This is a genomic window from Evtepia sp. (assembly GCF_056797215.1).
Genome location: NZ_JBQILM010000001.1, coordinates 1 through 12,354 on the forward strand (window position 1 = coordinate 1; position 12,354 = coordinate 12,354).

Genomic DNA, 12,354 nt, shown 5'->3' on the forward strand with positions numbered 1-12,354 from the left:
TTGTTCATGATGTTGCGGCTGGGGCTCTTCATGATCATGTCCTCGGTGAAGCCGTTGGGCAGGGTCTTGGCCTGGTTCATGATATCGTTGAAGTGGTCCAGCTCCTTCTTTGTGGGCAGGTAGCCCATGAGCAGCAGGTAGGCCACTTCCTCAAAGCCGAAGGTGTTGGCCTTGCGGTGGGCCTCTACGATTTCGTTGAGCTCAATGCCCCGGTAATACAGCCGCCCCGGGGCGGGGACACGGACCCCGTCCTCCACGGTGTAGCCCCGGACGGAGCCCACCTGGCTGACGCCTACGGTAACGCCGGTGCCGTCGCTGTTGCGCAGGCCCAGCTTGATGTCGTCCCGGAAGTGCTTGGGGTTGATGGTGTATTCCTTTTGGATATGCTTCCGCAGGGAACCAATGTACTGCTGCAGGACTTCGGATTCGTGGGCTTTCTGGTGCATTCTTTCCATAGTTTGGGTCCCCTTTCTTCTGTGACCACGGGCGCTCCGCTTGAAAACCGGGACCCTTTTTGACTGATGTTGTGTTTTTATTATAGCCGATTTTCCTTCTTTTTGCAAGGCAAAATTTCAAAGCTTCATTTGAGGACGGAAAAATCCCTGAATGTTTTGCATAATCCCCATCATTTTCGGTTAGCTTGCAAGAAGTTTCAAAATTGATTCTTTTTGCATTGCTTCTTTCCTGGGATGTGGTATACTGGTGCTCATACTATGGAAAACGTATACCCTCCGGAGCCGGGAGATGTCGGTCTGCGGCGGAGTGGAGGGATGCCGTTTTTTGACTTCCCAGAAAGGGTGACAAAAATACTATGATTACAGTGAACGCAGGTGGCGTGACCTGGACCCGAGGGGCGCCGGTCCCTGCCGCGGCCCCGGCCCCAGCGGACCGGGAAAAGACCATCGCCTACCAGATTTTCCGCCGCCACAGCCGGCGGGAGGAGGCGGGGCAGCTCCACCTGGCCTTTGACAGCCTCATCTCCCACGATATCACCTACGTGGGCATCATCCAGACTGCCCGGGCCAGCGGCATGACGCAGTTCCCCGTGCCTTACGTGCTCACCAACTGCCACAACAGCCTGTGCGCCGTGGGGGGGACCATCAACGAGGACGACCACGTGTTCGGCCTCTCCGCCGCCATGAAATACGGGGGCATCTACGTCCCCGCCAACCAGGCGGTGATCCACCAGTATGCCCGGGAAATGCTCTCCGGCTGCGGCAAGATGGTCCTGGGCTCTGACAGCCACACCCGCTACGGTGCCCTGGGCACCATGGGCGTGGGGGAGGGCGGCCCGGAGATCGTCAAGCAGCTTTTGAAGAACACCTACGACATCGCCGCCCCCCAGGTGGTGCTGGTCTACCTCACCGGGGAACCCGCCCAGGGGGTGGGGCCCCACGACGTGGCCCTGGCTCTGTGCGCCGCCACTTATAAGAACGGCTTTGTGAAGAACAAGGTATTGGAGTTCGCCGGCCCCGGCATCCAGAACCTGCCCATGGACTACCGCATCGGCATCGACGTGATGACCACCGAGACCGCCTGCCTCTCCTCCATCTGGGAGACTGACGGGGCGGTGGAGGAATATTTGGCCATCCACGGCCGGGAGGAGGAATACGAAGCGCTCCACCCCCAGGAGGGCGCGTACTACGACAGCATGATTACCATTGACCTCGCCCAGGTGGAGCCCATGGCCGCCCTGCCCTTCCACCCCTCCGAGGCCTATCCCATCCGGGAGCTGGTGGAAAACGCCGGGGACATCTTCCGGGCGGTGGAGCAGCGGGCGGCGGAGCAGTTCGGCGGCAAGGTCCAGCTCTCCCTGACAGACAAGCTGGTGGACGGCAAGGTCCTGGTGGACCAGGGGGTCATCGCCGGCTGTGCCGGTGGCATGTACGACAACATCGCCGAGGCCGCCGCCATTTTGGAGGGCCACGACGTGGGCAGCGGCTACTTCTCCCTGTCCATCTACCCCCCCTCCGTGCCGGTGAACCTGGAACTGATCCGCAGCGGGGTGCAGCAGTCCCTGCTGGAAGCGGGGGCGCTGTTCAAGCCCTGCTTCTGCGGCCCCTGCTTCGGGGCCGGGGATGTACCCGCCAACAACGGCCTGTCCATCCGCCATACCACCCGGAATTTCCCCAACCGGGAGGGCTCCAAGCCCGGCGACGGCCAGCTCTCCGGGGTGGTGCTTATGGACGCCCGCTCCATCGCCGCCACCGCCCGGAACCACGGCGTCCTCACCCCCGCCACGGAGGTGTCCTACACCCAGCCCCAGCAGGGCAAGCGGAGCTTTGACGCCCAGGTCTACCAGCGCCGGGTGTACTTCGGCTTCGGCCAGCCTCAGAAGGACTACGAGCTGAAATTCGGCCCCAACATTGCCCCCTGGCCGGAGATTCCCGCCCTGGGAGAGCACCTCTTGTTGGAAGTGGCCTCGGTGCTCCGGGACCCTGTCACCACCACCGACGAGCTGATCCCCTCTGGGGAGACCTCCTCCTATCGCTCCAACCCCATGAAGCTGGCCAGCTTTGCCCTCTCCCGCCGGGACCCGGACTATGTCCCCCGTGCCCTGGCGGCCCAGGCCCGGGAGAAGGAACGCCTGGCAGGGAAGCCCGGAGAGGCACTCCTGGCTGTGGCAGAAAAGCTGGGCCTGGGCGCGGATGCCCTGGATAAGGTCCAGACCGGCAGCGTGATCTTTGCCAACAAGCCCGGGGACGGCTCCGCCCGGGAGCAGGCCGCCTCCTGCCAGCGGGTGCTGGGGGGCTGTGCCAATCTATGCTATGAGTTTGCCACCAAGCGCTACCGCTCCAACTGCGTCAACTGGGGGATGCTCCCCTTCATCCTGGCAGAGGGGGAGGACTTCCCCTATGGCCCCGGCGACTATATCTATGTCCCCGACGTTCGGGCCAAGGTGGCCCGGGGGGACGATAGCTTCCCCGCCACGGTGGTCACAGCCCAGGGCACCAGCCCCATTACCCTCTACCTCCCCGCCGCCACGGCGGAGGAACGGGAACTGCTCCTGGACGGCTGCCTGATGAACCACTATGCGGCCCAGAAGGGGAGGTGAGCGCCATGGAAAAGATTAAGATGCCCAACCCCATCGTGGAGATGGACGGGGACGAGATGACCCGGGTCCTCTGGTCCATGATCAAAGAGGAGCTCATCTGCCCCTTCGTGGAGCTGAACACAGAGTATTACGACCTCTGCCTGCCCAACCGGGATGCCACTGAGGATCAGGTGACCATCCAGGCGGCCCAGGCCATCAAGCGCCACCACATCGGGGTGAAGTGTGCCACCATCACCCCCAACCTACAGCGCCAGGAGGAGTACGGCTTGAAAAAGCTGTGGAGCTCCCCCAACGCCACCATCCGGGCAGCCCTGGACGGTACGGTGTTCCGCACCCCCATCCTGTTGTCCAAGGTGAAGCCGGTGGTGACTTGCTGGAAAAAGCCCATCACCATTGCCCGCCACGCCTATGGGGATATCTACCGGGCGGTGGAGTACCGGGTCCCCGGGGCGGGGAAGGCGGAGCTGGTGTTCACCGATGAGGCGGGGCAAGAGCTCTCCCGCCAGACGGTGTTCTCCTTCCAGGGCCCCGGCATCCTTCAGGGGATGCACAACCGGGATGATTCCATCCGCTCCTTTGCCCGGAGCTGCTTCACCTACGCCCTAGAGGTAGGCCAGGACCTGTGGTTCTCCACCAAGGACACCATCTCCAAGGACTACGACCAGCACTTTAAGCTGATCTTCCAGGATATATTTGACCAGGAATTCCAGGAAAAATTCCAGGCCGCCGGCCTGCGCTACCACTATGCCCTCATCGACGACGTGGCCGCCAAGGTCATCCGCTCTGAGGGAGGGATGATCTGGGCCTGCAAGAACTACGACGGGGACGTGATGAGCGACCTCATCGCCGCCGCCTCCGGCTCCCTGCCCATGATGACCAGCGTGCTGGTGAGCCCCGAGGGGAACTTTGAATATGAGGCCGCCCACGGCACCGTCACCGACCACTACCGCCGCTACCAGAAGGGGGAGGCGGTGTCCACCAACCCCCTGGCCACCATGGCCGCCTGGGCGGGGGCCCTGAAGAAGCGGGGGGAGATGGACGGCATTCCCGCCCTGTGCCACTTTGCCGACTGCTTGAATCAGGCGGGGTTGGAGGTCTTTGAGGAGGGCTACCTCTCCGAGGACTTGGCCGCCCTCTGCCCGGAGGAGGAGCGGAAGGAGATGCCGGAAAACCGCAAGCTCCTGGGCCTCATCCGGGCCCGTTTGGAGGCACTTTTGGCAGGATGATCCCTGAAAAAACAGGATACAGCAAAACAGGACCGTTTGGGCGGCTTTTCGAGAGGAAAGTGCCCAAACGGTCTTTGTTTGCAAGGGGTGGAAAGTATTTTTCCTTTCCAGGGTTTTGGGACAGGCAAGGGCTGGATGGGGGGCGCATACACATAACCAGGTGTGAAAAAACGCCGTGTGTTTACCCGTTTGAGAGGAGGTGGCCCCATGGAGAAGGAGGCGCTGGAAAAGGCCCCCCGGAAGCCTGGTATCCGGGAGCAGGTGTGCCTGTTACTGGACCTCCCCGGGGACGGGGCGGCAGGCCTGCCCAAGCTAGAGCTCACCAGCGACCGGGACCTGTACCTGGTGAACTACCAGGGCATCCTGTCCTACGGCCGGGAGGAAATCCACGTGGACAGCGGGGCCTGGGTGCTGCGCATCCAGGGCCGGGAGTTGGAGCTGAAAGCCATGCGGGAAGGGGAGCTGCGCATCGGGGGCTGCATCACCCGCTTGGAGATCCTTTAGGAAAGAGGGGGACGTCCATGAAGAAGCTGTTGGCCTGGCTGTTTGGCGCGGTGCAGGTGACCGTCACCGGGGTTCAGCCGGAGCTGCTCTTGAACCTGTGCGCCAAGGAGGGGGTACTCCTGTGGAAAACCATCTGGCGGGACCCCTTCTGCCTGGAGCTGCAAGTGCCCCAGCGGCAGTATGCCCTGCTGTGTACCCTAGCCCAGAGGGCCCAGTGTGAGACGGCCTTGCAGCGGCGCTGGGGGGTGCCGGTGTTCTTCCGGCGCTTCCGCCGGCGCTATGCCCTGCTGGCGGGGCTGTTGGCCTGCCTGGTGCTGGGGGCCCTGGGGTCCCAGGTGATTTTGACCATCGAGGTCAGCGGCAATGTGAACCTGACAGCGGAGGAGATCATCAGCCGCCTGCGGCTGTGCGGGGTGGAGGTGGGCTCCTTCGGCCCCTCTATCCCCACCCGGGAGAAGGAGAACCAGTTGATGCTGGCCATGGATGAGCTGTCCTTCTGCGCCCTGAACCGCCGGGGCACCTGCCTAGAGGTGCTGGTGCGGGAGGCAGGGGACTCCCCGGAGGTGAAGGACCAGAGCCAGCCCACCAACGTCATTGCCACCGCCACCGGCCGGGTCACCCACATCGAGCCCTGGGGCGGGGACGCCCTGTTCCAGGAGGGGGACATGGTGGTGAAGGGGGACGTGCTCATCTCCGGTATCATGGACCTGGACGCGCCCCCCAATGTGGTGCTGGAACAGGGGGTGGAGAGCTTTGGCACCAAGCTGGCGCACGCCGAGGGGAAGGTCCTGGCCGAGACCTGGCACAGCCTCAGCGCCAATCTGGACCTGAATGCCCCGGTGAAAGCCTATACCGGGGAGGAGACCAGCCGCCATAGCCTGTCTATCATGGGCCGCCGGGTGAAATTTTATCAAAACAGTGGAATTCCCTATGAAAAGTATGATACAATAACCGAATTGAAGTCCTGGACCCCCGTGGAGGGCAAGACCCTCCCCCTTGTCTGGGAGACGGAACGGGTCCGGGAGTATACCCTCACCACCGCCCCCCTGGACCAGAGCAAGGGGGAGGAGCTGCTCCGCCAGGAGCTGCGCCGCCGCTTGGAGAGCGCCATGGACCAGGGGGAGGTCTTGACGGCAGAGTATGAGACGGCCTTGGAGGGGAGCGTCCTGACGGTGAAGCTCCGGGCCCAGTGCTTGGAGCAGATCGGCCGCATGGTGCCCATAGACACCCAGGAAAAGGTCACCGCCCCGGAGCATCCCCCCTGGCGGGACCCCACAAAACCCACTGAGGAAACACAGACAACGGAGGACAGCCCATGATCGAACAGACAGTCAGCATCGAGCGGATGGAGGAGGCCATCAACATTTTCGGTTCCTTTGATGAGAATATGCGGCTCATCGAAAAGGAGCTGGACGTCCATGTAGTGGACCGGGAGGACCAGCTAAAAATCAGCGGGGAACCGGAGCCCGTCATGTGTGCCGCCAAGGTCATCCAAGGGCTCATCGACCTCTCCGCCCGGGGGGAGGCCATCAACGAGCAGATCATCCGCTATCTGATCCAGCTGGTCCAGTCCGGCAACGAGGATAAAATCCAGACCTTGGCGGCCGACGTGCTCTGCGTCACCGCCAAGGGCAAGCCGGTGAAGGCCAAGACCGTGGGCCAGAAAAAGTACCTGGATGCCATCCGGCGCAACACCATCACCCTGGGGGTGGGCCCCGCGGGGACAGGGAAAACCTACCTGGCCGTGGCGGCGGCGGTGTCCGCCTTCCGGGCCAAGGAGGTCAACCGCATCATCCTCACCCGTCCGGCGGTGGAGGCCGGGGAGCGGTTGGGCTTCCTCCCCGGGGACTTACAGAGCAAGGTGGACCCCTACCTGCGCCCCCTTTACGACGCCCTGTTTGAGATGCTGGGGGCGGAGAGCTATGCCAAATACGTGGAGCGGGGGAACATCGAGGTGGCCCCCCTGGCCTATATGCGCGGCCGCACGTTAGATGATTCCTTTATCATCCTGGACGAGGCCCAGAACACCTCAAGGGAGCAGATGAAAATGTTCCTCACCCGCCTGGGCTTTGGGTCCAAAATCGTCATCACCGGGGACATCACCCAGATCGACCTGCCGGGGGACAAGGTCTCCGGCCTGAAAGAGGCCATGCGGGTGCTCCGGGGGGTGGAGGGCATTGAGATCTGCCGCCTCACCGACAGCGATGTGGTCCGCCATGTGATCGTCCAGCGGATCATCAAGGCCTATGAGGACGACGAAAACAAGAGAAAGGCGAAACGGTCCCATGAAAAAACATGATATCTATATCGACTGGGAGCTGCCCGGCCAAAATCCCTACAAGCCCCTGCTCACCCGGGTGATCACCGCGGTCCTGGACAAGGAGGGGGTGGACATCCCCTGCGGGGTGGACGTACTCCTGACCACCGACCAGGGCATCCGGGAGATCAACCGGGAGCAGCGGGAGGTGGACGCGGTGACAGACGTGTTGTCCTTCCCCATGCTGGACCTCACCCCCGGCACCCCGCCTACGGGAGAGGGGGAGGACGAGCTGGACCCGGAAACTGGTTTGTGCCACCTGGGGGACATGGTCCTCTCTGTGGAGCGGGCCAAGGAACAGGCGGCGGAGTTCGGCCACAGCGTCCAGCGGGAGGTCGCCTATTTGGCAGTCCACTCCGTGCTCCACCTGCTGGGCTATGACCACCTGGACGAGGGCCCCCAGAAGGCCCAAATGCGGGGTCGGGAGGAGGCCATTTTGGAGAGTTTGGGGGTCACCCGGGACCAGTGGAATGACGAACTGGACAAACCCCTGGAACAGGCACCGCCGGAGGAAGTACCCGTGCGCCGCTGTGGCATGATTACCCTTTGTGGCCGGCCTAACGTGGGCAAATCCACCCTCACCAACGCCCTGGTGGGGGAGAAGGTGGCCATTGTCAGCAGCAAGCCCCAGACCACCCGGAACCGGATTTGCGGGGTTCTCACCCGTGGGGAGAGCCAGTTTGTGTTCCTGGACACCCCCGGCCTCCACCGCTCCGCCAACCGCCTGGGGGACTACATGGTGGACGTGGTGAAAAAGAGCGTGGCAGACGTGGACGCGGTGCTCCTGCTGGTGGAGCCCATCCCCAACGTGGGGGGGCCAGAGCGGGAGCTCATTGAACGCGTCAAGACGCTGAACGCCCCCTGTATCTTGATTATTAACAAGATTGACACCGTGGAGAAGGGCACCCTGCTCACGGTGATGGATGCCTACCGGAAGGTCCACGACTTCACCGCCATCCTGCTCATCTCGGCCAAGCGCCAGGAGGGGTTGGAGGAGCTGTTAGACCTGTTGGAAGGCTTCCTGCCAGAGGGTCCACCCCTCTTTCCCAGGGATGCGGTGACAGACCAGCCGGAGCGGCAGATTTGCGGGGAGATTTTGCGGGAAAAGCTGCTGTACTGCCTGGACAAGGAGGTCCCCCACGGCACCGCTGTGGAGGTGACCAAGTTCTCCGAGCGGGAGAACGGCATCATCGACCTGGACGCCACCATCTATTGTGAAAAGGCCTCCCACAAGGGCATCATCATCGGCAAGCAGGGGGCCATGCTGAAAAAGATATCCTCCATGGCCCGTGCAGATATCGAGCGCTTCATGGGGGCCAAGGTGTATTTGGAGACCTGGGTGAAGGTGAAGGAGCAGTGGCGGGACAACCTGAACCTCATCCGCAGCCTGGGCTTTGACAGCCGGGACTAAAATTTACCGTTCATAAATGCCCCGCCTGATTGTCACGCTATAGACATAGGGACAGGAGGCGGTTGTATATGAACGAGAAATCATCGGAAGCCCTGCGGGACCTGTTTTTCCAGACGGGCCTGCCGGAGGCATACTGCCTGGCCCGGCGTGCCCAGCGCCGGGAGGCGGAGGAAAGGGGGGAGGCCCGTGCGGCTCACCACCCAGGGGATCGTCCTGCGGGAGACCAACTATAAGGAAGCGGACAAGATTTTAACGGTCCTCACCAGTGAGTTTGGCAAGCGCACGGTGAAGGCCAGGGCCTGCCGCCGGAAGAACAGCAGGCTCACCGCCGGGAGCCAGCTGCTGGTGTACTCCGACCTGACCCTGCACCAGCGGGGGGAGTACCTCACCCTCAGCGAGGCGGACCCCCTGGCTCAGTTCTGGTCCCTGCGCCAGGACCTGGAACGCCTGGCCTTGGCCTCCTACTTTGCGGAGGTCACGGAGCACTGCGCTCAGGAGGGGGAGGCCTGCGGGGACCTGCTGTCCCTGCTGCTCAACTGCCTCTATGCCCTGGACAAGCTGGATAAGCCTCTGGTCCAGGTGAAGGCGGCCTTTGAGCTGCGGCTGCTGTGCCTCATGGGCTATGAGCCCATGTTGGAGGGCTGTGGGATCTGCGGCCGGGAGGAACCGGAGGCACCCCGCTTGAGCCTGCGCCAAGGGCTGCTCCACTGTGCCCGCTGCCGGGGGATGGAGGCGGGCTGGGGGGTATCCATGCCCCTGAGCCCGGCGGCCTTGTCGGCGGGACGGTATCTCCTTGCCTGTCCGCCGAAAAAGTTCCTCTCCTTCTCGTTGGATGAGGAGAGCTTGGGGCTGCTGGGGGACACCACCGAGGCCTTTCTCATGACCCAGTTGGAGCGGGGCTTTCGTACATTAGACTATTACAAACAGCTATTTTGAGCCTTTCCGTCAAAAAACCTGGTTTTTTGGCGATTTCTATGGGAAAGGAGTACCTATGACTGATTTGTTTGAAAAATCCATTCAGACCCTGGAACTGCCCAGGGTCTTAGAACTGCTGGCCGCCCAGGCGGTGACGGAGGAGGGCAAGGAGCGAGCCCGGGCCCTCCGGCCGGAGACGGACCCGGAGGAGGTGGAACACCGCCTGAAAGAGACCAGCGCCGCCGTGGACCGGATGGTCCTCCAAGGCAGCCCCTCCTTCTCCGGGGTAAAGCCGGTGGCAAGCTCCCTCCACCGGGCGGATATGGGGGGCAGCCTGAACACCCGGGAGTTATTGGACATTGCCGCCGTTTTGGCGGCGGCCCGCTCTGCCAAGAGCTATGGGGAGGGGGACGAGAGGGCCGAGGGGAAGAAGAGCGTCATCGACTACCTCTTCCACGCCCTCACCCCCAACCGCTTCCTAGAGGAGAAAATCACTGGCTCCATTGTGGGGGATGGGGAGCTGGCCGACGCCGCCAGCCCGGAGCTGGCCTCCATCCGCCGGCACATGCGGGCGACAGAGAGCCGGGTGCGGGATATTTTGCAAAAGCTCATCTCCTCCTCCCAGTCCAAGTATTTACAGGAGAGTATCATCACCATGCGCTCTGGGCGCTATGTGGTGCCGGTGAAGTCGGAGTTCAAAAACGAGGTTCCCGGCCTGGTCCATGACCTCTCCGGCTCCGGGTCCACCTTCTTCATTGAGCCCATGGGGGTGGTGAAGGCCAACAACGAGCTCCGGGAGCTTCAGGCCAAGGAGGAGAAGGAGATTGACCGCATCCTGGCGGAGCTCTCCGCCGAGGCCGCCTCCTTCCAGGAGGCCATCAACCAGAACTATGACCTGCTGGTGCGCCTGGACGGCATCTTTGCCCGGGCACGGCTGTCCACCTCCATGAGGGCCATGGAGCCGAAGCTCTCCCAGAAGGCCGTCCACTTGAAGAAAGCACGCCACCCCCTCCTGGACCCCGCCACCGCCGTGGCCAACGACTTGGAGCTGGGGGAGCGCTTCGACACCCTGGTGATCACCGGCCCCAACACCGGCGGTAAGACCGTTACCTTAAAGACCATCGGCCTGCTGACCCTGATGGCCCAGTGCGGCCTGCACATCCCCGCCGGGGATGACAGCAGCATCCGGGTGTTTCGCCGGGTGCTGGCGGACATTGGCGACGAGCAGTCCATTGCCCAGTCCCTGTCCACCTTCTCCTCCCACATGAGCAACATTGTGGGGATGCTGGAGGAGACCGGCGACGAGACCTTGATCCTCTTCGACGAGCTGGGGGGCGGCACGGACCCGGTGGAGGGCGCGGCCTTAGCCGCCGCTGTCATCGAGCATGCCAGAGGCCTGGGGGCCCTGGTGGCCGCCACCACCCACTATGCGGAGCTAAAGGTCTACGCCATGACCACCCCCGGGGTGGAGAACGCCTCCTGTGAGTTCGACGTGGAGACCCTAGCCCCCACCTACCGCCTCCTGGTGGGCATTCCGGGGAAATCCAACGCCTTTGCCATCTCCAAGCGACTAGGGCTGCCGGAGGAGATCATCCAAAAGGCCAACGAGCGGATCAACGTGGAGAATATCCGCTTTGAGGATGTGCTCACCAAGCTAGAGGGCCAGCGCCAGGAGATGGAGCGGGAGCAGCAGGAGGCCGCCCGCATCCGCCGGGAGCTGGAGGAGACCACCGCCCAGGCCCAGGCCCATCGGGACGCCCTGGAGAAGGAGCGGGAGCGCAGCACCGCCGCCGCCAAGGCCGAGGCCCGGAGCATCTTGGAGGAGGCCCGGCGCACGGCCGACGAGGTGTTCCGGGAGCTGGGGGATATGCGAAAGAAGGCCAAGCAGAATGGGGACTTCCAAGCGGTGAACGACCAGCGTGCCGGTTTGCGCCACAAGCTCAACCAGGCCCAGGACCAGTTGGGGGCCCAGGAACAGGCGGCCCCGCCGCCGATGGTCCGCCCCGCCAAGCGGGGGGACACCGTGACCATTTTGAAAACCGGCACCCAGGGCACCGTCCTCTCCGAGAACAAGGACGGGGTGCTTCAGCTCCAAGCGGGCATTCTGCGCATCTCCGCCCGGCAGGAGGAGGTCCGGGTGGTGGAAGGGGAGACCCAGAGCCAGAAACAGGCCAAGCAGTACATCCAGCGCAGCCAGCAGCAGCTGCGCAGCCTGGGGGCCAAAGGGGAGGTGGACCTGCGGGGCATGACCACCGACGAGGCGGAAATGGTCCTGGCCCAGTTCATCGACCGGGCCATCATGGGCAACCTCACCCAGGTGACGGTGATCCACGGCAAGGGCACCGGCGCGGTGCGCCAGGCCGTCCACGCTTATTTGAAGCGCTGCAAAGGGGTGGCAAGCTTCCGCCTGGGCCGCTACGGCGAGGGGGAGAGCGGCGTCACCGTGGTGAGCCTGAAATGAGCCAGGGCAAGGCAAGCTGCAAGGAAACCAAAAAAATTTACTAAAAACGAAGCAAAGACGTGAAAATTAGCATTGACGGACAGGATGAAATTTGATATCCTTATACCAGTATCATGGGAAACGCTTTGGGAGGGAATTTCTATGTATATCAAGCAGGCAACTGTCAATAATCAGGTAGGCCTTCACGCCAGACCTGCCACCTTCTTTATTCAGAAGGCAAACGAGTATAAGAGCACCATTTGGGTGGAAAAGGACGAGCAGAGAGTCAACGCAAAGAGCCTGCTCGGCGTTCTCTCCCTGGGTATCATCAAGGGCAGCACCATCGACCTCATCGCCGACGGCACAGATGAAAAGGATGCAGTGGATGCCTTGGTGGAGCTCATCAGCTCTGATTTCGCCGACTGATTTCTTCACAGAGAAGCAGAAAAAGCGCCGCTTTCGCGGCGCTTTTTTTCGGCACAGGAG

General features: G+C 62.6%; 11 protein-coding genes and 1 pseudogene. 11 read left to right on the forward strand and 1 reads right to left on the reverse strand.

Going from position 1 to position 12,354, the window contains the following annotated elements; all coding sequences use genetic code 11:
• Positions 1-455 (reverse strand): citrate/2-methylcitrate synthase (locus tag ACTOZL_RS00005; protein WP_482475973.1); only part of this gene is annotated, 455 nt, incomplete at its 3' end.
• A gap of 356 nt (positions 456-811) precedes the next feature.
• Between ACTOZL_RS00005 and ACTOZL_RS00010 the strand changes: the two genes are divergently transcribed.
• From ACTOZL_RS00010 to ACTOZL_RS00060, 11 genes and pseudogenes are all read left to right on the forward strand, one after another.
• Positions 812-3,055 (forward strand): hydratase, encoded by a 2,244-nt coding sequence (locus tag ACTOZL_RS00010; protein WP_482475974.1) that lies wholly within the window; start codon positions 812-814, stop codon positions 3,053-3,055.
• Positions 3,056-3,060: 5 nt separating this feature from the next.
• Positions 3,061-4,281 (forward strand): NADP-dependent isocitrate dehydrogenase, encoded by a 1,221-nt coding sequence (locus ACTOZL_RS00015; protein ID WP_482475975.1) that lies wholly within the window; start codon positions 3,061-3,063, stop codon positions 4,279-4,281.
• Positions 4,282-4,488: 207 nt separating this feature from the next.
• Positions 4,489-4,785 carry a YabP/YqfC family sporulation protein gene (locus ACTOZL_RS00020; protein WP_482475976.1) on the forward strand — a complete coding sequence of 99 codons (297 nt, stop codon included), beginning with the start codon at positions 4,489-4,491 and terminating at the stop codon, positions 4,783-4,785.
• Between the two features lie 17 nt (positions 4,786-4,802).
• Positions 4,803-6,104: a sporulation protein YqfD gene (locus ACTOZL_RS00025; RefSeq protein ID WP_482475977.1), complete on the forward strand. Its 1,302-nt coding sequence runs from the start codon at positions 4,803-4,805 to the stop codon at positions 6,102-6,104.
• On the forward strand, positions 6,101-7,084 hold the full coding sequence (locus tag ACTOZL_RS00030; protein ID WP_482475978.1) for a PhoH family protein: 984 nt from the start codon (positions 6,101-6,103) through the stop codon (positions 7,082-7,084). Before ACTOZL_RS00025 ends, ACTOZL_RS00030 begins: the two co-directional genes overlap by 4 nt.
• Positions 7,071-7,547: pseudogene (gene ybeY / locus ACTOZL_RS00035) on the forward strand (rRNA maturation RNase YbeY); the annotation flags it as partial. The gene ACTOZL_RS00030 and the pseudogene ybeY, both read left to right, overlap by 14 nt.
• A 90-nt stretch (positions 7,548-7,637) precedes the next feature.
• Positions 7,638-8,513, forward strand: a complete 876-nt coding sequence (gene era / locus ACTOZL_RS00040) for a GTPase Era (protein WP_482476100.1) — start codon at positions 7,638-7,640, stop codon at positions 8,511-8,513.
• A 68-nt stretch (positions 8,514-8,581) separates the two neighbouring features.
• A complete protein-coding gene (locus ACTOZL_RS00045; RefSeq protein ID WP_482475979.1) occupies positions 8,582-8,746 on the forward strand; it encodes a hypothetical protein in 165 nt (54 codons plus the stop codon).
• Entirely contained in the window at positions 8,700-9,449 is a 750-nt protein-coding gene (gene recO, locus ACTOZL_RS00050) for a DNA repair protein RecO (RefSeq protein ID WP_482475980.1), read from the forward strand. Before ACTOZL_RS00045 ends, recO begins: the two co-directional genes overlap by 47 nt.
• A gap of 55 nt (positions 9,450-9,504) precedes the next feature.
• Complete coding sequence (locus ACTOZL_RS00055; RefSeq protein WP_482475981.1) at positions 9,505-11,889, forward strand: endonuclease MutS2; 2,385 nt, start codon at positions 9,505-9,507, stop codon at positions 11,887-11,889.
• 141 nt (positions 11,890-12,030) lie between these two features.
• A complete protein-coding gene (locus tag ACTOZL_RS00060; RefSeq protein ID WP_482475982.1) occupies positions 12,031-12,294 on the forward strand; it encodes an HPr family phosphocarrier protein in 264 nt (87 codons plus the stop codon).
• Positions 12,295-12,354 lie beyond the last annotated feature (60 nt).

Bases quoted from the DNA above. Each gene is read 5' to 3' on its own strand.
- ACTOZL_RS00025 (WP_482475977.1), top strand. From the start codon at position 4,803: ATGAAGAAGCTGTTGGCCTGGCTGTTTGGCGCGGTGCAGGTGACCGTC.
- ACTOZL_RS00055 (WP_482475981.1), top strand. From the start codon at position 9,505: ATGACTGATTTGTTTGAAAAATCCATTCAGACCCTGGAACTGCCCAGG.
- era (WP_482476100.1), top strand. From the start codon at position 7,638: ATGATTACCCTTTGTGGCCGGCCTAACGTGGGCAAATCCACCCTCACC.
- ACTOZL_RS00015 (WP_482475975.1), top strand. From the start codon at position 3,061: ATGGAAAAGATTAAGATGCCCAACCCCATCGTGGAGATGGACGGGGAC.
- ACTOZL_RS00010 (WP_482475974.1), top strand. From the start codon at position 812: ATGATTACAGTGAACGCAGGTGGCGTGACCTGGACCCGAGGGGCGCCG.
- ACTOZL_RS00060 (WP_482475982.1), top strand. From the start codon at position 12,031: ATGTATATCAAGCAGGCAACTGTCAATAATCAGGTAGGCCTTCACGCC.
- ACTOZL_RS00030 (WP_482475978.1), top strand. From the start codon at position 6,101: ATGATCGAACAGACAGTCAGCATCGAGCGGATGGAGGAGGCCATCAAC.
- ACTOZL_RS00045 (WP_482475979.1), top strand. From the start codon at position 8,582: ATGAACGAGAAATCATCGGAAGCCCTGCGGGACCTGTTTTTCCAGACG.
- ACTOZL_RS00020 (WP_482475976.1), top strand. From the start codon at position 4,489: ATGGAGAAGGAGGCGCTGGAAAAGGCCCCCCGGAAGCCTGGTATCCGG.